We start from the raw sequence: 19,236 nt of genomic DNA on the forward strand, positions 1-19,236 counted from the left end.
CACACGCTGCATGGAACCGATCAAAGTTGGACTGCTGGGCTTCGGCACGGTAGGCAGCGGCACCTTCACGGTACTGCGCCGCAATCAGGAAGAAATCAAACGCCGCGCGGGCCGCGGCATCGAGATTGCGCGCATTGCCGTACGCAATCCCGCCAAGGCGACCGCGGCGCTCGGCAGCGAAGCCAGCACCGTGGCGCTGACCGATGACTTCAACGCGGTGGTCGACGACCCGTCGATCGATATCGTGGCCGAAATGATCGGTGGCACAGGCGTGGCGCGCGAGCTCGTTCTGCGCGCGATCAAGAACCGCAAGCACGTGGTCACGGCCAACAAGGCGCTGCTCGCGGTGCACGGCACGGAGATTTTCGAAGCGGCGCGCGCCAACGGCGTGATGGTGTCGTTCGAGGCGGCGGTGGCGGGCGGCATTCCGATCATCAAGGCGCTGCGCGAAGGGCTGACGGCCAATCGCATCCAGTACATCGCGGGCATCATCAACGGCACCACGAACTACATCCTTTCGGAGATGCGCGACCGTGGGCTCGATTTCGCGACCGCGCTGAAAGCCGCACAAGAACTGGGTTACGCCGAAGCCGACCCGACCTTCGACATCGAAGGCGTGGACGCCGCGCACAAGGCGACCATCATGAGCGCGATCGCGTTCGGCGTGCCGGTGCAGTTCGACAAGGCTTACGTCGAAGGCATCAGCAAGCTGGCGGCGATCGACATCAAATACGCCGAGGAACTCGGCTACCGTATCAAGCTGCTCGGCATCACGCGTCGTACAGATAAAGGCATCGAATTGCGCGTGCATCCCACGCTGATTCCGGAAAAGCGCCTGCTGGCGAACGTGGAAGGCGCGATGAACGCGGTCGTCGTGCACGGCGACGCGGTCGGCACCACGCTTTACTACGGCAAGGGCGCGGGCGCCGAGCCCACCGCTTCCGCCGTAGTGGCCGATCTGGTCGACGTGACGCGTCTGCACACGGCCGACCCGGAGCATCGCGTGCCGCATCTGGCGTTCCAGCCGGACAGCCTGTCGAGCACCCCCATCCTGCCGATCGACGAAGTCACGAGCGGCTACTACCTGCGTTTGCGAGTGGCGGACGTAACCGGCGTGCTGGCCGACATCACGCGCATTCTGGCCGACACCGGCATTTCGATCGACGCGCTGCTGCAGAAGGAATCGGAGCAGGTCGACGCGAACGGCAAGGGCGAAACCGACATCATCCTGATTACGCACGAAACGGTCGAGAAGAACGTCAACGCCGCGATCAAAACGATCGAAGCGCTGAAGACCGTTGTCTCGCAAGTCACGAAGCTGCGCATGGAAGCGCTGAACTAGGCCGAACTATGAACTACCTCTCCACGCGCGGCGCCGGAGCCGGCGAGCGCCATACCTTTTCCGACATCTTGCTGGGCGGTCTCGCGAAAGACGGCGGCCTCTACCTGCCCGCCGACTATCCGCGCGTCACGGCTGACGAACTGACGCGCTGGCGCACGCTGCCGTATGCGGACCTCGCCTTCGAGATCCTGTCGAAATTCAGCGACGACATCCCCGCCGAAGACCTGCGCGCGCTCACGCGCAAGACCTACACGGCGGCCACGTACTGCAATGTGCGCGACGACGAAAGCGCCACGCAGATCACGCCGTTGAAGACGCTCGGCGTTGAAAACGGCGCGCCGTTGTCGCTGCTGGAACTGTCGAACGGTCCGACGCTCGCGTTCAAGGACATGGCGATGCAGCTGATCGGCAACCTGTTCGAATACGCGCTCGCCAAAAACGGCGAAACGCTGAACATTCTCGGCGCGACTTCGGGCGACACCGGCAGCGCCGCGGAATACGCCATGCGCGGCAAGAAGGGCATCAGCGTGTTCATGCTGTCGCCGCACAAGAAAATGAGCGCGTTCCAGACCGCGCAGATGTACAGCCTGCAGGATCCGAACATTTTCAACATCGCCGTTGAAGGTGTATTCGACGACGCGCAGGATATCGTCAAGGCCGTCTCGAACGATCACGCGTTCAAGGCCAAGTACAAGATCGGCACGGTCAACTCGATCAACTGGGCGCGTGTCGTGGCGCAGGTCGTGTACTACTTCAAGGGCTACTTCGCGGCCACGAAGTCGAACGACGAACGCGTGTCGTTCACGGTGCCGTCGGGCAACTTCGGCAACGTGTGCGCGGGTCACATCGCGCGCATGATGGGCCTGCCGATCGAGAAACTCGTCGTCGCGACGAACGAAAACGACGTGCTCGACGAGTTCTTCCGCACCGGCATTTACCGCGTGCGCAAGGCGGCCGAGACGTATCACACCAGCAGCCCGAGCATGGATATTTCGAAGGCGTCGAACTTCGAGCGTTTCGTGTTCGATCTGCTCGGCCGCGATCCGGCACGCGTGCTGCAACTGTTCCGCGACGTCGAAGAGAAGGGCGGCTTCGACCTTGCGGCAAGCGGCGATTTCGCGCGCGTGCGGGAGTTCGGTTTTGTGTCCGGCAGCAGCAGCCATGACAGCCGCGTGGACACGATCCGCGACGTGTTCGAGCGGTACGACACGATGATCGACACGCACACGGCCGACGGCCTGAAGGTGGCGCGCGAACATCTGCAGCCGGGCATTCCGATGATCGTGCTGGAGACGGCGCAACCCATCAAGTTCGGCGAGACGATCCGCGAAGCGCTGCTGCGCGAGCCGGAGCGGCCGGCGGCGTTCGCGGGCCTCGAGTCGTTGCCGCAGCGTTTCGAAGTGCTGCCGGCGGACGCGCAGCGCGTGAAGGACTTCGTGGCGGCGAACGCGGGCGCTCATTAAGTCGGCGTCGTGTTCGACAGGAAGCGTGAGCGCGTCGTCCACGGCTCATGCGGACTGTCCGGCACGCGCCACGCGCCACGCGCTCGACGCTAAACGACGCTTGCCGCGAACCCTCGTGGCAAGCACTCAAACTCCAAAAAATCCTCCCATAGCGCCGGGCTGCCCAGGCTATCGGCTTCGACCGCTACAATATTCTTTTAGTCAGCGGCCCCGAGATCAGAGATGTCCACACCCACGCCCCGCGCGCCGATGCTTGCCACCGCCGAAGCCCTGGCGACTCTCCTCAGCGCAGCGAGCCCGATTGCCGGCACCGAGTCGATCCCCACGCTGGAAGCGTTGAACCGCGTGCTCGCGGCCGACGTCACGTCGCCGCTCGACGTCCCGCCCATGAACACCAGTTCGATGGACGGCTACGCAATCCGCACGGCGGATCTGACGGCGCAGGGCAACAGCCGTTTGCCGGTCTCGCAGCGGATCCCCGCCGGTCACGCACCGGAGCCGCTGAAGCCCGGCACGGCCGCGCGCATCTTCACCGGCGCCACGGTGCCGCCCGGCGCCGACGCGATCGTGATGCAGGAGCAAACCGAAGCCGCCGGCGCGGACGTCACCATCCTGCACAGTCCGCAACCGGGCGAATGGATCACGGCGCAGGGCGCGGATATCCGCAGCGGCTCGGTGATTCTTCCGGCGGGCATGCGGCTCACGCCGCAGGCGCTGGGACTGGCCGCCTCGGTCGGCTGCGCCGAACTCACGGTGCGGCGGCGCGTCAAGGTTGCCGTGTTCTTCACGGGCGACGAACTGACCATGCCTGGCGAGCCGCTGAAGCCGGGCGCGATCTACAACTCGAACCGTTTCACATTGCGCGGCCTGCTGGAGAAGCTCGGCTGTGAAGTCACGGACTACGGCATCGTGGCGGACAAGCTCGACGCAACGCGCGCGACACTGCGCGAAGCCGCCGAGGCGCACGACCTGATCCTGACCTGCGGCGGCGTGTCGGTGGGCGAGGAGGATCACGTGAAGCCGGCGGTGGAAGCGGAAGGGCGGCTCGCGATGTGGCAGATCGCGATGAAGCCGGGCAAGCCGCTCGCGTTCGGCGCGGTGCGTCGTGCGGCGCAGCGTGGCGAGGCTGCGTCGGAGTCCTCGGTTTCGGCTGAAACCTTCTTTATCGGTTTGCCGGGCAATCCCGTGTCCAGCTTCGCCACCTTCCTGCTGTTCGTGCGGCCGTTCATTCTGAGCCTGGCCGGCGTGCAGACGGTCGCGCCGCGCGCGCTGTCGCTGCGGGCGGATTTCACGCAGGGCAAGGCCGACCGCCGCAACGAATTCCTGCGCGCGCGCATCAACCCGGCCGGCGGCCTCGACCTGTTTCCGAACCAGAGTTCGGCCGTGCTGACGTCGACAGTGTGGGGCGATGGCCTGATCGACAATCCGCCGAATCACGCGATCAGCGCCGGCGAGACCGTGCGCTTCATTCCTTTTTCCGAATTGCTGAACTGAGCGAGGCCGGCCACCGCCGGCGGCATCCCGATGAAGATTCAACTCCGATATTTTGCGAGCGTGCGTGAAGCGCTCGACCTGGCCGACGAAACCGTCGATCTGCCCGACGGCATCGCGACCGTCGGCGATGTGCGCGCGTGGCTGCGCGTGCGCGGCGGCATCTGGGCCGACACGCTGGCGGAAGGCCGCGCGCTGCGCATGGCTTGCAACCACGTGATGACCGGCGCCGGGACGCGCGTTACCGAAGGCTGCGAAGTTGCGTTTTTTCCGCCTGTCACCGGCGGCTGAACCAAAAAACGCCACAACGCCACAACGCCACAACGCCGCTTAACCGCATAGGAGCCTTAGATGCCCGTTCGCGTCCAGACGGAAGACTTCGACCTCACCGCCGAGGTCGCCGCATTGCGCGCGCGCAATCCGAAGATCGGCGCGGTGGCCTGCTTCATCGGCACCGTGCGCGATCTGAACGACGGCAACACCGTCGAAACGATGGAGCTCGAACACTATCCCGGCATGACGGAGAAGTCGCTGGAAGCGATCGTCGTGAGCGCGCGCGAGCGCTGGCCGGGCATCGAGGTGTCGATCGTGCATCGGGTCGGCAAGCTGTCCCCGCTCGACCAGATCGTGCTGGTGGCGACCACGGCGATGCATCGGGGGGAAGCCTTCGCATCGTGCGAATTCGTGATGGATTATCTGAAGACCCAGGCGCCGTTCTGGAAAAAAGAGAAGACCGAAGCCGGCGAGCGCTGGGTCGATGCCCGTGTTACCGACGACGCGGCGCTCGCGCGCTGGGGCATCGAATCGGACAATCGAACGGCGGAATAGGGCGCGGGTTTAAGCATGGGCGCTGGCGAGTCAGAAAGCGTCCCGGCGCATCTCACGCCGATCTGAAGCGCTCCTAAGTCTGGGACGACGCTCGCCACGCTTACTCCGTGCCGCCGTACCGTTTCAAAGTGGCTTATCAACCTGAACCGGGCTGGCTCATTCGTCCCGCGTCCGGCCGACGATCCGCGTCGGAAACGGCTCGCCGGGCGGCCGCGCCGCGTGGCCATGGTCACCGTCGCGCGGATGCCGTTTCGGCGCGATGCGGTCCAGCAGCGCCTGTTGTTCCTCCGGAATCTTGTAGTCCCAGCCGAAACGGCTCAGTTGCAGACTCTGCGCGATACGCAGCGCCGGTTCCATGAAGCGCACCGCCGCAGCCGGCTGATAACGCGATTCGACCGTATCCAGAAACAGATACAGCCAGCGGCTGAAGTGCTGCGGCTCGACTCCCTCTAGCGGCTGGTGCGCCTGCTGCACGTTGCCGCGATATTGCTTCGCGCCCAGCACGAGGCTGCCCCAGAAGGTGCACATCTTGGGCAGATGGTCGTCCCAGCGGCCCGCCAGCTTCGCGTCGAATACCGGGCCGAGCAGCGTGTCGGCTCGCACGCGGTCGTAGAAGCCGTAGACGAGATCGCGGATATTCGCCTCGGTGGGCTCGGCGGCGCGCTCGACCACTGGCGCGGCAGGGAAAGACGGGTTCATGCAGATTCCAAAAAATGCAGCGATTCACTGCATATCGCCACATGGCGCCACACAGCGTCGGAAATAGCCTCAAATGGAGCCCGAACGTGCGGAAGTAGGATGCGAATACCCCGCTTTTCGTAAGAATGCCCCAGGCAGGAAACGTTACCATTAATGCCGATTCACGCACTCCGCCTGTCTGCGCAGAACTGGAAAATATGCGTGGCGCCTGCATCTTAGGGCGAAGCGACGGCCCACGGCAACCCTTGCATCGACGCGGTTATCCCCCGGATCGCGGCTTGCGCTCATTGCACTACCTGCACCCATGAGACTGACCGACTATACGGATTACTCACTACGTGTCCTGCTGTACCTCGCCGTTCGTGGCGAAGGGTTGTCGACGATCCAGGACATTTCCGACGCGTACGGCATTTCCAAGAACCATTTGATGAAGGTCGTGCAGCAGCTCGGCGAACTCGGCTGGGTCGAGACCGTGCGCGGCCGCAACGGCGGCCTGCGGCTCGCGGAGCAGACGAATGCGCTGACGGTCGGCGAAATCGTGCGCGCGACGGAGAGCGACTTTGCGCTGGTCGGTTGCTTTCCGGACCAGCGCGGCGAGAGCCGGGGCTGCGTCATTACGGCGCAATGCCGTTTGCGCGGCGCGCTCGAGGCGGCGCGCAATGCCTTCCTCGCCGAGCTCGATCGCCATACCATTGGCGAGATGGCACAGCCGCACGGCCCGCTGGCCGCGCTGCTCGGCTTGAGCAACGTGATTCCGATCACGCCGGTCTCGCCGGCCAACGGCGACGCGGCGTCGGCGGCCTGAATGCGCCAGGCATTTCTCTCGCGTCAAATGTTAAATAGTTGTCGCTTGGGGCAAAAAAACGCTTGAAACCTGGATAAAACGCCTCATTTTGGTGGTAATCGAAAATTGGAGGTCTCTTGATGAGAATCGACAAGCTCACCACTAAATTCCAGGAAGCCCTGGCGGATGCCCAGAGTCTGGCCGTCGGCCACGACAATCAATACATCGAACCGGTTCACGTCCTGTCGGCTCTCGTCGCCCAGCAGGATGGTTCGGCGCGCTCACTGCTCTCGCGTGCCGGCGTGCACGTGCAGGCGCTGCAAACGGCGCTCGGCGACGCCATGACGCGTCTGCCGCAAGTGCAGGGCACGGACGGCAATGTGCAGATCGGCCGCGAGCTGACTGGTCTGCTGAATCAAGCCGACAAGGAAGCCCAGAAGCTCAACGACACGTTCATCGCGAGCGAGATGTTCCTGCTCGCGGTTGCGGACGATAAAGGCGAGGCCGGGCGTCTCGCGCGTCAGCACGGCTTGTCGCGCAAGTCGCTGGAAAGCGCGATCGTCGCGGTGCGCGGCGGCTCGCAGGTGCATAGCCAGGACGCCGAAAGCCAGCGTGAAGCGCTGAAGAAATACACCATCGATCTCACCGAGCGCGCGCGGGCCGGCAAGCTCGATCCGGTGATCGGCCGTGACGACGAGATCCGTCGTTCGATCCAGATCCTGCAACGGCGCACCAAAAACAACCCGGTGCTGATCGGCGAACCGGGCGTGGGTAAGACCGCGATCGTCGAAGGTCTGGCGCAGCGTATCGTCAACGGCGAAGTGCCGGAAACGCTCAAGGGCAAGCGCGTGCTGTCGCTCGATATGGCGGCCCTGCTGGCCGGCGCCAAGTATCGCGGCGAGTTCGAAGAACGCCTGAAAGCCGTGCTGAGCGACATCGCGAAAGACGAAGGGCAGACCATCGTCTTCATCGACGAAATTCACACCATGGTCGGCGCGGGCAAGGCTGAAGGCGCGATGGACGCGGGCAATATGCTCAAGCCGGCGCTCTCGCGCGGCGAACTGCATTGCGTCGGCGCGACCACGCTGGACGAATATCGCAAGTACATCGAAAAGGATGCCGCGCTCGAGCGCCGTTTCCAGAAGGTGCTGGTCGACGAACCGTCGGTCGAAGCGACCATCGCGATCCTGCGCGGTCTGCAGGAAAAGTATGAGCTGCATCATGGCGTCGATATCACCGACCCCGCTATCGTGGCCGCGGCGGAACTGTCGCATCGCTACATCACGGACCGTTTCCTGCCGGACAAGGCGATCGACCTGATCGACGAAGCCGCTTCGAAGATCAAGATGGAAATCGACTCGAAGCCGGAAGAGATGGATCGGCTCGACCGTCGGTTGATCCAGTTGAAGATCGAGCGCGAAGCCGTCAAGAAGGAAAAAGACGAAGCGTCGCAAAAGCGTCTGCAACTGATCGAGGAAGAAATCGAGCGGCTGAATCGCGAATATTCGGACCTCGAAGAAATCTGGACCGCGGAAAAAGCTGCGGTGCAGGGCAGCGCGCAATTGAAGGAAGAGATCGAAAAGACGCGTGCGGAAATCACACGCCTGCAACGCGAAGGCAAGCTTGAAAAGGTCGCCGAGCTGCAGTACGGCAAGCTGCCGGGGCTCGAAGCGCAGTTGAAGGAAGTGACCAAGGCCGAGGCGAGCGAGCAGAACAATCCGACCCGTCCGAGGCTCTTGCGCACGCAGGTCGGGGCGGAGGAAATCGCTGAAGTCGTGTCGCGTTCCACCGGCATTCCGGTGTCGCGCATGATGCAAGGCGAGCGCGAAAAGCTGCTGCAGATCGAAGAGAAACTGCATGCGCGCGTGGTCGGTCAGGACGAGGCGATCAGCGCGGTTGCCGATGCGATCCGCCGTTCGCGTGCGGGTCTGTCGGATCCGAACCGGCCGTATGGTTCGTTCCTGTTCCTCGGTCCGACCGGGGTGGGCAAGACGGAGTTGTGCAAAGCCCTGGCGTCGTTCCTGTTCGATTCGGAAGATCATCTGATCCGTATCGACATGAGCGAGTTCATGGAGAAGCACAGCGTCGCGCGTCTGATCGGTGCGCCGCCGGGATACGTGGGCTATGAAGAAGGCGGTTATCTGACCGAAGCCGTGCGCCGCAAGCCGTATAGCGTGATCCTGCTCGACGAAATCGAGAAGGCGCACCCGGACGTGTTCAACGTGCTGCTGCAAGTGCTCGACGACGGCCGCATGACCGACGGACAGGGCCGCACCGTGGACTTCAAGAACACGGTGATCGTGATGACGTCGAACCTCGGTTCGCAAGTGATCCAGTCGATGGTCGGCGAGCCGCAGGACGCGGTGAAGGACGCGGTCTGGGAAGAAGTGAAGCTGCACTTCAGGCCCGAGTTCCTGAACCGGATCGACGACGTCGTCGTTTTCCATGCGCTCGACCGCTCGAATATCCAGTCGATCGCGCGGATCCAGTTGCAGCGTCTGCACGAGCGGCTGGCCAAACTCGATATGCAACTGGTGGTGTCGGATTCGGCGCTCGAGCATGTCGGCAAGGTCGGCTACGATCCGCTGTTCGGCGCGCGGCCGTTGAAGCGCGCGATCCAGCAGGAGATCGAGAACCCGGTCGCCAAGCTGATTCTGGCCGGCAAGTTCGGTCCGAAGGACGTGATTCCGGTCGAACTGGAAGAAGGCAAGCTGGTCTTCGAACGCGTCGTGCATTAAGCCAAACGCGTTCTTCGAAGAAAAGGAGCGGCGGCGGTCGAGCCGCTCCTGACGATGTTAAAAAACGGCAACGAAGGTGACTTCGTTGCCGTTTTTTTTGCCCGCTGATTGCGCTGCAAGCGGGCATGTGGGCAGCCAAGGCCGCCCGTGTCGTTACGCGTTGCCTTTGCCGAACAACGCCGACAAGCCGCCCAGCGCGCCGAGCACGGTCGTGGCGTTCAGCTTGCCCTCAGCCGGCACTTCGCCTTCCGGCGTGGCCGCATTGACGACATGCGGCAGAATCTGCGACAGCAGTCCGGTGACCTGATCCGGTTGCACGCCGGCCTTCGCCGCGAGGTTGGTGACGGTTTCCGAGCCGAGCACGCTGTGCAGCGCGTCGGGCGCGATCGGCTGGTTTTCGCCATTGCTGACCCACGACGTCACGACGTCGCCGAGGCCTTTTTCCTTGAAGCGGTCGATCAGGCCGTTCAGGCCGCCCGGCTGGCTGTTGACGAATTCGAGCGCAGCCGCGATCAGGGCTTGCTGGCCACCACCGCCTTCGGGGGATTTGCCAACCAGGGAACCGAGTGTGTCGAGTAGGCTCATGACAGTCTCTCTTGAATGCCGACACGTGCTCGACGGGTCAGCGGGTGAAAACGCCGCGCGGTTGCGCGGCGCTGTGGGAGGAAGGCGGGCGGCGGCGAGACGGCGCCGACGGTGCATGGTGTGGCCGCCACGCGCATAACCCTTGGGCCGTTGCACTGCCGCTGCCTGATCCTGTTTCGTACTCCGTGTGATTCTGTCCGGTCCTCTTTCCGTGCTGTCAGGCACCGCCCGAGGCCGCCGCAGCCGATGCGGCCTTGCTCTTCTTAGCTTTCTTCTTCGAAGCCTTGCTGTCGGAGGCACTGGCCGGCGCCGCCGCGGCCGTGGCGGCCGGCGCGGATGCCGCCGCCGCGTCGGACGCGGCAGTCTTGCTCTTCTTCTTCGACTTCGATGCCTTCGCGCCGGAAGCCTCCGCGGGCGCGGGCGGCGTCGTGGTCGCAGCCGTGGCTGGCGCCGCGGTCGTGGCCGCAGGCGCGGCGGCCGGCGCTGCCTTCGTCGTGGCCGTGCTGCCCGGTTTCGCGGCGGGCTTGGCGCCGCTCGGCGGTGTGGACGAACCGTTGATCGTCAGGCCTGCCGCTTCGAGATTGGTCACCGATTTCGTGCCGATGCCCTTGACGCGCGTGGCGAGATCGTCGGCGTCCTTGAACGGGCCATTCTTCGTGCGTTCGTCAATGATCGCTTTCGCATGCACCGGGCCGATACCCTTGACCGATTCGAGCGCCGCCTGATCGGCGGAATTTACTTCGACGGCCGCCGCAAATCCGGCCGACAGCGACAAAGCCAAAGCAACGCAAAGCATTAAAAGCTTCTTCAGCATGGCAAGCACTCCATTGTGGGCAAAAAAGTTAGCCGCGAAGGGACGACCCGTACAAAGCTCGGACGACAGCAGCCTGTCAGCTTTCGCTGCGCTTAAGCATAGAACAAATTGCGCGCCCTTATTTGCGAACGCGGACGATTTATACCGATCGATTCACGACAAGTAAATCAGTGTGAACAAGATTTAAACCTTTTGCCTTGTTATTAGGCTGTTGTGAGCTTATCGATCAAAACCTCACGCCGTAAAAAATGACAGCGGAGACAAATGACAGCATGACGCACTTGACTTAGAGTGCACTCGAAGTCCTAACCTGAGTTCCGTCATGTCGAATATCTCGAAAGCACTCACCATCGGGCAGGTCGCTGAAACGATCGGCGTTTCGACGCATACGTTGCGCTATTACGAGCAGGCCGGGCTGATTCGCGCCGTCGGCCGCACGCAGGCGGGGCATCGGCTGTATTCGCCGGCCGATCTGGACTGGCTGCGGTTCCTGATGCGCCTGAAGGCGACCGGCATGCCGATCGCCGGCATGCAGGCGTTCGCCGCCTTGCGCGCACAAGGGCAGCCTACGGTGGGCGCGCGCCGCGATCTGCTGGTGGCGCATCGGGATGCAGTTTTGGCGCGGATCGCCGAGTTGCAGAGCAACCTCGGCGCGATCGTCGACAAGATCGCGTACTACGAAGCGGCTGGGCGCGCAGCCGCCGCGGAGCATTCGGCACGACAAACCGACGAAACCCAGGCGCACTCACATTCGGAAGAGGACTCACCATGGACCACGCACACAACGACCGCTACACCCGAGGCTGGGACAAACTGAAGCAGATTGACGGCTCGGCCGGCGAACAGGTCATCGCCGCGCTGGCGCCGATCGCGCCGGATTTCGGCCGTCTGCTGATCGAATTTGGCTTCGGCGACATTTACAGCCGGCCGCAACTCGATCTGCGCACGCGTGAGATTGCCACGATCGCATCGCTTGCCACGCTCGGCTGCGCGCAGCCGCAATTGAAGGTGCATATCGAGGCGGCGTTGAACGTCGGCTGCACGCGCGAGGAGATCGTCGAGGTGTTCATGCAGATGGCGCTTTACGCGGGCTTTCCGGCGGCGCTGAATGCGTTGTTTGCCGCGCGCGAGATTTTCGAGCGCCGTGACCAGGCGGTGAGCGACGGGCAAGCGGCGAGCGCGGCGCAGGTGCTGGAGGAGCAAGCGCACGCGGGTTGATATCCTCGGGCAACGGCGACAGCAAGGTAGGCCGAGCGGCTGCATCGCGCGGCCGCTTTTTATTGTGGTTCTAACGCAACTAACGGTCCGTTATTGACAGTCCCCACGACAACGGGGCTGTGGACTGAGACCAAACTGCAGTTCACCAGCGGGAAACCCGCGCATTTCACCGCTGTACAGTAGCCCCGTCAAGCCGCCGAATCGACCCGAAGCGCCGCCTCGGCATGCAAATAGCGCTTGCTCACCACCCGCCAGTACATCAGCAAGCCGATGCCCGCAATCGCGAGACTCGCGGTATTCGCTACCCAGAAGCCGCGCGCGCCGGTCAGCCATTCCGGCGTGCCGCCGGTCACGTTGAAGCCGAGCACATAGCCGCCACCGAGCCCCACACCCCACAGCGCCACCGCGTAGATCACGGTCGGCACGACCGCCACCTTGTAGGCGCGCAGCACGAACGCGGTAGTGATCTGCAACGCATCGAACAGGTGATAGCACACGACGATCAGCACCAGCGGCGACGCCGCCGCGACGACCTGCGCATTCGGCGTATAGCCTTCGATGATGTACGGCCGCAGCACCAGCACGACCGCGCCGTAACAGCAGGCGATCGCCATCGCCATCATGATGCCGTGACGCGACAGCGTGCGCGCCGCTGCCGGACGATGCGCGCCGAGCGCCTGCGCGACCAGCGTCGACGAAGCGATGCCGATCGACAATGGCGTCATGTACAGCACCGCACCGATATTGCCGGCGATCTGATGGCCGGCGAGCGTCGTCGTACCGAAGCGCGCAATGAAGAGCGCCATGAACGTGTAGGAGGTGACTTCGATCAGATACGACAGGCCCATCGGAATGCCCAGCCGCAGTTGCGCCGCCTGGCGCCGCCAGACTGGCCAGCAGAACTGCGCGAAGATCGCGAACGGTTTGAACACGTCGACGCGCGTCAGCAGCAACATGCCGAGCGCGGCCAGCCCCCAGTTGATCGTCGTGCTGGCAAGCGCGCAACCCGGCCCGCCGAGCGCCGGCACGCCGAACCCGCCGAAGATGAACCACGTGTTGAGCGGCACCTTGAGCAGCAGCGCGCCGATCTGCAGGATCATCACGAGCCGTGGTTTGCCCACCGCATTGGTGATCGAACTGTAGACGCGAAAAGCGAGCCCGGCCGGCAAGCCGAAGGCCAGGATCCGCAGGTACGCGACAGTGCGGTCGTGCAGCGCCTCGGGCACGCGCGCGATCTGCAACACCGGGCCCGGGAAAAACAGAATCAGAAAGCCGATCACCGTCAGCGCGAGTGCGAGCCACAAGGCCTGGCGAACCTCCTCGCCGATCTCGATGTAGCGGCGCGCGCCGTAGAGTTGCGCGGTAATCGGTTGCAGCGCGGTCAGAATGCCGGTGAGGCCGATATACACGGAGATATAAACCGACGAGCCCAGGCCGAGCGCCGCCAGATCGACAGCCGAGTAGCGGCCGACCATCGCCGTGTCGATCACGCCGAACGCGATGATCGCCAGTTGCCCGATCAGCACCGGCCACGCGAGTCCGGCGATTTTCCGTACGTCGGCGAACATGCTCAGTCGGACTTCTTGCGCCAGTTGCGGCGCTTGACGACCGGCGGCTTCGGACGGTCGATGCGCACGTACAGGCGGAAGCGTTCGTCGCGGTCGGCCACGCGGCGGCCTTCCCACACCAGCTTCCAGACGAAGTCGGACATCGCGCTCGGCTCGCCGTAGTCCTGCGTATCCTGACGCAGGATCACGTCGCAGTCCTGGTCGAAGGAGAAGTGCATGTCGCCGAAATACGCGAAGGTCGCGATCTGCGCATTGCCGAGGCGCACCGGCGAAATGCAGGTGTAGTCGTCCGGCAGATGGGCGGCGATCTGTTCGGCGACGTCCTTATAGGTCCGGCTGTAGTTGACCACCGGCAGCCACAGCGTCATGAGCAACACCCACATCAGGGTGGTGCCGGCGCTCGAGAGCACCACGCTGCGCCACAGGACTTTCGGATGGCGCGCGAGCCGCCACTGCACCAGCACGAACCAGCAGACCGTCACGGCGACCGCGCACGCGAACGACAGGATCTTGAACTGCGGCGCGAAACCCGGCGCGAGACGCGCGAGATTGCGCGCGAGCGGATGCGGAAAGCCGGTCAGCCCCGCGATATAAACCAGCCAGACGAAGCTGCCGAGAATCGTGAAGCTCAGGAGCGCGAACCAGTCGATCGCGTTGATCGCACCGCGCTTGAGCGTGGGCAGCGCGAACGCGGCCAGTACCGCGAGCGGCGGCAGCAGCAGCATGTAAAGCCGGTTCGATTGATGGCTCTGCAGCACGACCAGCACGAACAGAGGTCCGATCACCGAAAGCGGAATGGCCACATGCGGCGCGCGCCGCAATCCCGACCAGCTGAACCACGCCCAGAGCGCCAACGGCCACGCGGGCCAGGTGAAAAGCGGCAGGTTTTTCAGCGCGTAGCCGGCCACCGAGCCGGGCGGCCCAGCGAACGAGCTCAAGCTGACGTGCACCCATTGATTGAGATACCAGACGGCGTCGTCGGGGAAGGCGGCGAGCGCGGCGATCGGCCACGCCACGGACAGCACGAGCGCCACGGGCAGACCCGCCAGCAGCAGCCAGCGCGAGCGCGTTTCGCGCACGATCAGGGTCATCGCCAACGTGCCGAGCAGCAGCGCGCCGACCAGCACCGGACTGCTGGCCAGCGTGACGAGGGCGATCGCGAGCCCCCAGATCAGCGCGCCCTGAATCGGCTTGTCGATCATGCGCACGAGCCCGTACACGAGCATCGCGATGCCGAAGAACTGCGCGAGTTGCGGCGTGGTTTCGTGGCCGCGCTCGGCAAGGCCGAAGCACGCGAGCAGGATCAGCAGCGCACCGTCGGCGAGCGTGCGGCCGTAATCGCGCGGTTCCGGCTCGCCGCCGAACGCGTATTTGAACGGCTGGACTTCGGCGCGCCGGCCGAGCAGATAAGCGGCGTACCAGACGAACGCGCAGCCCGCGCAGAACATCAGGCCCGTGAAGACGCGCGAGGCATTGCTCGCATCGACCCACGGCGCGAGCAGGCGGATCGCGCTGGCGCCGAACCAGTAGCCGAGCGGGCCGTCTTCAGTGAGGTATTTGCCGACCAGATTCGGCAGCAGCCAGTCGTGCGCGCCGCCGTTGGCCATGGTCCACATGACGCCGAAGCCGGCTGCATCCTCGTTCTTCCACGGATCGCGGCCGAATAGTCCGAACGATGCGTAGACGATACAGATGGTCAGCAGCAGCCAGCGCGGCAAGGCACTGGTCGCTGAGGCAGTGAGGCGAACGGCAGGTCTCATGCGGTGTGTGGATATCGGATAAGCGGTGCAGCCGGGACCGGACGGCATGTCCGGCTCGAATGGCCAGTTTGGAGCATCCGGCATTGTAGTCGTGCCGTGCGATGCGCGTCACGGCCGGTAACGGCTCGCAACGTGGTTGGGAAAGCTGTAACACGGTTTGGGTGGCGCGCCGTGCTCGTAGCTTTTCGCCGCCGCATTGGCGATGGATGATCAGCCGGGCGACAAAAAAGGGCAGCTCGCGCTGCCCTTTTTGCTCCTGCTTCGCTGCCGGCCAGAGCCGGCGACGAGCCAGGTCTTACTTCGCTGCGACCTTGCCGGTAGCGCGCGAGCCGAACTTGTTGCGGAACTTCTCGACGCGGCCTGCCGTGTCCATGATCTTTTGCTGGCCGGTGTAGAACGGATGCGATTCCGACGACACTTCGATCTTGGCGAGCGGGTAGGTCTTGCCTTCGAATTCGGCGGTTTCACGCGTCTGGATGGTCGAGCGCGTCACAAACTTGAAGTCGTTCGACACGTCGATGAACAGAACTTCGCGGTAATCCGGGTGAATGCCTTCTTTCATGGTCTTTCCTTTAATCTGGCGGTAGCCAACCCGCGTGCGGCCGTATCTGAACGAACCGCATCTAGGCGCGAGCCACTTGCCTATGGTCGAAAAACGGCGATTATGCCAGAAAATCAGTCGCTTGACGACTTTTGCCGCGGCTTTTTGCTAGCGGCACGCGCCGTTTTCACGGCTGTCCGGCTCGCTTGGCGACCGGCTTGCAGACCGGGCGGCAACCCTTGCCCGGCGGGCGTTGCGCATCAGACGGGCGTGAACGTTAAGCCGACTCGCGCGGGATCCTGCCGGTAATAGCGCGCAAGCAGCCGATACAACTCCGGATACTCGGCTTCGAACGCCTGCGGCTGAACGAACAGCGCCTCGCTGCAAACGGCAAAAAATTCCGACGGATGATCCGCCGCGTACGGATCGATCAGCGAGTCGCGCTCGAAGCGCGCCCAGCGGCGCTCCGGCACCGCGTCGACTTTCGCGCAGAAGTGGTCGTAAGCGTGGTCGAACACGTCGGCCCAAGCCTGCGAATCGAGCGGCGCGTGCCAGCGGCGCATGAGCGGCGGGTGGCCGTCCGCTTCGCCGTTCAGCATGTCGATCTTGTGCGCGAATTCGTGAATCACGACGTTGTAGGCGTCGGTGCCGTCCGTCATTTGCGCGTCTTCCCACGACAGCACCACGGGGCCGCCTTCCCATGCTTCGCCGCTCGCGTCCTGTTCGACTTCGTGCACCACGCCGTCCTGGTCCTCGACCGTCTTGCGGATCACGAATTCGCCCGGATAGACGATCACGCCGACCCAGCCGCGGTACAGATCGAGGCTCAGGTTCAACACCGGCAGACATGCCTGGGCGGCGATCGCCACGGTCATCGCGTCGGTCAGTTCCAGTTCGTGCGCGGTCGAAAATTCCTTTTGCGCGAGGAACAGGCTCGTCATTTCGCGCAAACGCACGAGGTCCGGCGCGGCGAGGTGCGCGAGGAACGGCAGGCCGTCGAGCGTGGCTTGCCAGAGCGGATCGCCGACCGCGTAGTCGCGCAGCGCGCGCTCGCGCCGGCGTGTGCCGAACCATTGAGTCAGTTTCGAGAGCATGGCCTGAAGCAACCCTAGTCGATCTGTTTTTGCCACGCGGCAAACAGGCCGCCGCATATCGCCACGCCGATCAGGAAATAGAAGCCGTCCAGCGAGGTCAGAAAGCTGGCTTGTTGCGCAACGGTGCGGCTGAGTTCCACGAGCGCCAGCGAGTGCGCCTCGGAGGGCGAGCGGCCGGCGGCGGCAAAGCCTTTCGTCAGCGTAGCGAGCGAGTTCTGGAACACAGGATTGTACGGATTCACGAACTCCGCGAGGCGAGTTTCGTGCAGCGCCTGGCGATGTTGCTCGACGATGATCACGGAGGCCGTTGCAAACGACATGGTCAGTTGCCGCACGATGTTTTTCAGCCGGTAGCCGTGGCTGAATTCTTCAATGGCGAAAATTTTGAATGTCAGATTGGCGACCGGCAGCACGATGAACAGCAGCAGCAAACCGCGCGACAGCAGCGGCAGCATCAACGCCGCTTCGCCGGCGCCCGGCGACATGCGCGTCATCAATGCCGCGGCGAACGCGGCGACCGCGAAGCCGGACACGATGATCCATTTCTTGCGCGGCAGCAGCTTCGCGTAACGCAAATAGACGAACAGGGCGCTCGCCGAAATCAGCGACGTCGTGCCGACCAGTTGCCCGGTGTTTTCGACCGGATAGCCAAGCCCGCTCTCGAGAAAGCGCGAGATCAGATAGCTGAATACCGTCGAGATGTAGTAATAAAACATGTAGAGCACGAGGCCGACCTGGAAGACCTTCTCGCGCAGCGCATGCAGGCGCACGAGCGGCGCGGGATGATGCCACTGGTGATAGGCGAACCAGCCCAGCGCGACAATCCCGGCGACGCTCAGCAGAATCAATCCGGGCGACGCGCTGAACAACTGGAAGCGCACCTGCTGCATCACGATCTGCAGCGCGCCTTGGGCTAACGCGAAGATCACGTACGGCCAGAAATGCGCCGAGCCGCGTTCCTCCGGCAGGCGGTTGCCGGAGTCGGGCAGCGCGAGCAAGGCCAGCACGGCGAACAGCACGCCCACAGGCGCCGTGCACACGAACAGCGCGCGCCAGTCGAAATGCCCGACCAGCTGGCCGCCGATCAGCGGCGCCAGCGCACTGCTCAGGACGATCAGTATGAGAAACGCGCGGGTGGCCGCCGGCCGCCGCTGCGGCTTGAAACTCATCTGGATCAGGATGCGGCAGGTGCCCATCATCGGGCCGATGAAGTAGCCTTGAAAGCCGCGCGCGAACGCCAGTTCGATCGACGATTCACACAGCGTCGCGGCCACCGCGCCGGCGGCATAAAGCAGCATGCAGCCGGCCACGTAGCGCCGGTAGCCGAAGCGTTCGACCCACCATTGCTGTTGCAGGATGCCCAGCACCGCCGCGACCGCATAGGCGCTCGACGCCCACACCAGTTCATCGGGCGACGCATTGATGCCGCCGGCGATATAGCTGGTGAAAAACGAGAAGATCGAATTGTCGAAATAGTCGAGGCCGGTAACGACGGCCAGCACCCAGGGGAAGAAATCGCCGCGCAGTTTTTCGACGCTGAACAACGACACGCGGGGCGATGTGGTGGTCATGTGGATTCGTCCGGCGTGGACTCGCCCGGCGTGGGGTTGTCCGGTTCTTTGGCCCGTTTCGAAGGTGTCGCGTTGCCTGCCTTGGCGCGCGCGTTGCGGCGCTGTTCGAGCAATGCCTCCGCATTCTCGCCGGCAAGGCGCCGCTTCAGGTAGTCGAGGTCGGGGCTCAGCTCGGCGCGCAGCTTCTGCGCTTCCTTCAGTTCGCGGCGCACGCTTTCGATGCGCGCGTCGAGCGCCGCGACCTGCTGCTCGATGGCGTCGTGAATCTGCTGCAGCGATTCGGTGGAATAGCGGTGGCCGCCGTCGACGGATTCGAGCGGACGCTTGAGCATTTCGGTGACGCTATGCAGCGAGAAGCCGAGCGAGCGCAAACGCAGAATGCGACCGAAGCGCTTCAGATCGTCCTCGTCGTAAAGCCGGTAGCGGCCTTCGCTGCGCGTGGGCGACACGAGGCCGCGTTCCTCGTAGTACTTCAGCGTGCGCGGGGTGACGCCGAGACGTTCGGCGGCGTCGCGCACCGTCAGCAGAGCGGGTGAGTCCTTGGACATAGGCGTGTGGCAGACATGACAGACCGGCTGTATTGTACTTCAACGTGTACGTTCACGTATAGGTTGCCGCGCCAAGCGACACGTGAGTTGGAAACCGGAGGTGGCCTGTGCGCCGTGCGCGGGCGGCAAATCAAAAGGCGAAAAAAAGCCGCTCGTTTGCGACGAGCGGCTTTTTCATGCGATGCGTAAACT

18 protein-coding genes are annotated in these 19,236 nt (G+C 63.8%); 9 read left to right on the forward strand and 9 right to left on the reverse strand.

Annotation, left to right across the window (positions count from 1 at the left end; translation table 11 throughout):
• The first annotated feature begins 10 nt into the window (after positions 1-10).
• From B0G82_RS15200 to B0G82_RS15220, 5 genes are all read left to right on the forward strand, one after another.
• Positions 11-1,342, forward strand: a complete 1,332-nt coding sequence (locus B0G82_RS15200; RefSeq protein ID WP_106283563.1) for a homoserine dehydrogenase — start codon at positions 11-13, stop codon at positions 1,340-1,342.
• 8 nt (positions 1,343-1,350) lie between these two features.
• Positions 1,351-2,805: a threonine synthase gene (gene thrC, locus B0G82_RS15205; protein ID WP_121307834.1), complete on the forward strand. Its 1,455-nt coding sequence runs from the start codon at positions 1,351-1,353 to the stop codon at positions 2,803-2,805.
• A 249-nt stretch (positions 2,806-3,054) separates the two neighbouring features.
• Positions 3,055-4,299 (forward strand): gephyrin-like molybdotransferase Glp, encoded by a 1,245-nt coding sequence (glp, locus tag B0G82_RS15210; RefSeq protein WP_121308713.1) that lies wholly within the window; start codon positions 3,055-3,057, stop codon positions 4,297-4,299.
• A 30-nt stretch (positions 4,300-4,329) separates the two neighbouring features.
• The gene (moaD, locus tag B0G82_RS15215) at positions 4,330-4,587 is read left to right on the forward strand and encodes a molybdopterin converting factor subunit 1 (protein WP_012432823.1); all 258 of its coding nucleotides are present in this window, start codon (positions 4,330-4,332) and stop codon (positions 4,585-4,587) included.
• 60 nt (positions 4,588-4,647) lie between these two features.
• Entirely contained in the window at positions 4,648-5,124 is a 477-nt protein-coding gene (locus tag B0G82_RS15220; RefSeq protein WP_121307835.1) for a molybdenum cofactor biosynthesis protein MoaE, read from the forward strand.
• Between the two features lie 156 nt (positions 5,125-5,280).
• Here B0G82_RS15220 and B0G82_RS15225 read toward each other — a convergent pair whose 3' ends face one another.
• Positions 5,281-5,823 (reverse strand): group III truncated hemoglobin, encoded by a 543-nt coding sequence (locus tag B0G82_RS15225; RefSeq protein ID WP_121307836.1) that lies wholly within the window; start codon positions 5,821-5,823, stop codon positions 5,281-5,283.
• Between the two features lie 304 nt (positions 5,824-6,127).
• On the opposite strand from B0G82_RS15225, the gene B0G82_RS15230 reads away from it, so the two are divergent.
• A complete protein-coding gene (locus B0G82_RS15230; protein ID WP_106283558.1) occupies positions 6,128-6,628 on the forward strand; it encodes an Rrf2 family transcriptional regulator in 501 nt (166 codons plus the stop codon).
• 119 nt (positions 6,629-6,747) lie between these two features.
• Complete coding sequence (gene clpB / locus B0G82_RS15235; RefSeq protein ID WP_106283557.1) at positions 6,748-9,345, forward strand: ATP-dependent chaperone ClpB; 2,598 nt, start codon at positions 6,748-6,750, stop codon at positions 9,343-9,345.
• 153 nt (positions 9,346-9,498) lie between these two features.
• Here clpB and B0G82_RS15240 read toward each other — a convergent pair whose 3' ends face one another.
• Together B0G82_RS15240 and B0G82_RS15245 are read right to left on the reverse strand one after the other, a co-directional pair.
• Positions 9,499-9,930, reverse strand: coding sequence for a YidB family protein (locus B0G82_RS15240; RefSeq protein WP_116116833.1), 432 nt, complete (start codon positions 9,928-9,930; stop codon positions 9,499-9,501).
• A 217-nt stretch (positions 9,931-10,147) separates the two neighbouring features.
• The gene (locus tag B0G82_RS15245; protein WP_121307837.1) at positions 10,148-10,744 is read right to left on the reverse strand and encodes a helix-hairpin-helix domain-containing protein; all 597 of its coding nucleotides are present in this window, start codon (positions 10,742-10,744) and stop codon (positions 10,148-10,150) included.
• 322 nt (positions 10,745-11,066) lie between these two features.
• On the opposite strand from B0G82_RS15245, the gene B0G82_RS15250 reads away from it, so the two are divergent.
• Positions 11,067-11,561, forward strand: a complete 495-nt coding sequence (locus tag B0G82_RS15250) for a MerR family transcriptional regulator (protein WP_121307838.1) — start codon at positions 11,067-11,069, stop codon at positions 11,559-11,561.
• The gene (locus B0G82_RS15255; protein ID WP_121307839.1) at positions 11,513-11,962 is read left to right on the forward strand and encodes a carboxymuconolactone decarboxylase family protein; all 450 of its coding nucleotides are present in this window, start codon (positions 11,513-11,515) and stop codon (positions 11,960-11,962) included. Before B0G82_RS15250 ends, B0G82_RS15255 begins: the two co-directional genes overlap by 49 nt.
• 188 nt (positions 11,963-12,150) lie before the next feature.
• On the opposite strand, the gene B0G82_RS15260 is transcribed toward B0G82_RS15255, so the two are convergent.
• The 6 genes from B0G82_RS15260 to B0G82_RS15285 form a co-directional block, all read right to left on the reverse strand.
• The gene (locus tag B0G82_RS15260) at positions 12,151-13,530 is read right to left on the reverse strand and encodes an MATE family efflux transporter (RefSeq protein ID WP_121307840.1); all 1,380 of its coding nucleotides are present in this window, start codon (positions 13,528-13,530) and stop codon (positions 12,151-12,153) included.
• 2 nt (positions 13,531-13,532) lie between these two features.
• Positions 13,533-15,290, reverse strand: a complete 1,758-nt coding sequence (locus B0G82_RS15265; protein WP_116148429.1) for a glycosyltransferase family 39 protein — start codon at positions 15,288-15,290, stop codon at positions 13,533-13,535.
• 295 nt (positions 15,291-15,585) lie between these two features.
• Positions 15,586-15,852, reverse strand: a complete 267-nt coding sequence (locus B0G82_RS15270; RefSeq protein ID WP_007182076.1) for a type B 50S ribosomal protein L31 — start codon at positions 15,850-15,852, stop codon at positions 15,586-15,588.
• Between the two features lie 239 nt (positions 15,853-16,091).
• Positions 16,092-16,925 carry a M90 family metallopeptidase gene (locus B0G82_RS15275; protein ID WP_121307841.1) on the reverse strand — a complete coding sequence of 278 codons (834 nt, stop codon included), beginning with the start codon at positions 16,923-16,925 and terminating at the stop codon, positions 16,092-16,094.
• Between the two features lie 14 nt (positions 16,926-16,939).
• Complete coding sequence (locus B0G82_RS15280; protein ID WP_121307842.1) at positions 16,940-18,496, reverse strand: MFS transporter; 1,557 nt, start codon at positions 18,494-18,496, stop codon at positions 16,940-16,942.
• Positions 18,493-19,044, reverse strand: a complete 552-nt coding sequence (locus tag B0G82_RS15285; RefSeq protein WP_121307843.1) for a MerR family transcriptional regulator — start codon at positions 19,042-19,044, stop codon at positions 18,493-18,495. The genes B0G82_RS15280 and B0G82_RS15285 overlap by 4 nt, the downstream gene beginning before the upstream one ends.
• Positions 19,045-19,236: the final 192 nt, after the last annotated feature.

Source organism: Paraburkholderia sp. BL17N1, from assembly GCF_003634175.1.
Classification (GTDB): Bacteria; Pseudomonadota; Gammaproteobacteria; order Burkholderiales; family Burkholderiaceae; genus Paraburkholderia.

What these genes read in the sequence shown, in the direction of transcription:
- B0G82_RS15200 (WP_106283563.1), top strand. Translation starts at nt 11, where the DNA reads ATGGAACCGATCAAAGTTGGACTGCTGGGCTTCGGCACGGTAGGCAGC.
- thrC (WP_121307834.1), top strand. Translation starts at nt 1,351, where the DNA reads ATGAACTACCTCTCCACGCGCGGCGCCGGAGCCGGCGAGCGCCATACC.
- glp (WP_121308713.1), top strand. Translation starts at nt 3,055, where the DNA reads ATGCTTGCCACCGCCGAAGCCCTGGCGACTCTCCTCAGCGCAGCGAGC.
- moaD (WP_012432823.1), top strand. Translation starts at nt 4,330, where the DNA reads ATGAAGATTCAACTCCGATATTTTGCGAGCGTGCGTGAAGCGCTCGAC.
- B0G82_RS15220 (WP_121307835.1), top strand. Translation starts at nt 4,648, where the DNA reads ATGCCCGTTCGCGTCCAGACGGAAGACTTCGACCTCACCGCCGAGGTC.
- B0G82_RS15225 (WP_121307836.1), bottom strand. Translation starts at nt 5,823, where the DNA reads ATGAACCCGTCTTTCCCTGCCGCGCCAGTGGTCGAGCGCGCCGCCGAG.
- B0G82_RS15230 (WP_106283558.1), top strand. Translation starts at nt 6,128, where the DNA reads ATGAGACTGACCGACTATACGGATTACTCACTACGTGTCCTGCTGTAC.
- clpB (WP_106283557.1), top strand. Translation starts at nt 6,748, where the DNA reads ATGAGAATCGACAAGCTCACCACTAAATTCCAGGAAGCCCTGGCGGAT.
- B0G82_RS15240 (WP_116116833.1), bottom strand. Translation starts at nt 9,930, where the DNA reads ATGAGCCTACTCGACACACTCGGTTCCCTGGTTGGCAAATCCCCCGAA.
- B0G82_RS15245 (WP_121307837.1), bottom strand. Translation starts at nt 10,744, where the DNA reads ATGCTGAAGAAGCTTTTAATGCTTTGCGTTGCTTTGGCTTTGTCGCTG.
- B0G82_RS15250 (WP_121307838.1), top strand. Translation starts at nt 11,067, where the DNA reads ATGTCGAATATCTCGAAAGCACTCACCATCGGGCAGGTCGCTGAAACG.
- B0G82_RS15255 (WP_121307839.1), top strand. Translation starts at nt 11,513, where the DNA reads ATGGACCACGCACACAACGACCGCTACACCCGAGGCTGGGACAAACTG.
- B0G82_RS15260 (WP_121307840.1), bottom strand. Translation starts at nt 13,530, where the DNA reads ATGTTCGCCGACGTACGGAAAATCGCCGGACTCGCGTGGCCGGTGCTG.
- B0G82_RS15265 (WP_116148429.1), bottom strand. Translation starts at nt 15,290, where the DNA reads ATGAGACCTGCCGTTCGCCTCACTGCCTCAGCGACCAGTGCCTTGCCG.
- B0G82_RS15270 (WP_007182076.1), bottom strand. Translation starts at nt 15,852, where the DNA reads ATGAAAGAAGGCATTCACCCGGATTACCGCGAAGTTCTGTTCATCGAC.
- B0G82_RS15275 (WP_121307841.1), bottom strand. Translation starts at nt 16,925, where the DNA reads ATGCTCTCGAAACTGACTCAATGGTTCGGCACACGCCGGCGCGAGCGC.
- B0G82_RS15280 (WP_121307842.1), bottom strand. Translation starts at nt 18,496, where the DNA reads ATGACCACCACATCGCCCCGCGTGTCGTTGTTCAGCGTCGAAAAACTG.
- B0G82_RS15285 (WP_121307843.1), bottom strand. Translation starts at nt 19,044, where the DNA reads ATGTCCAAGGACTCACCCGCTCTGCTGACGGTGCGCGACGCCGCCGAA.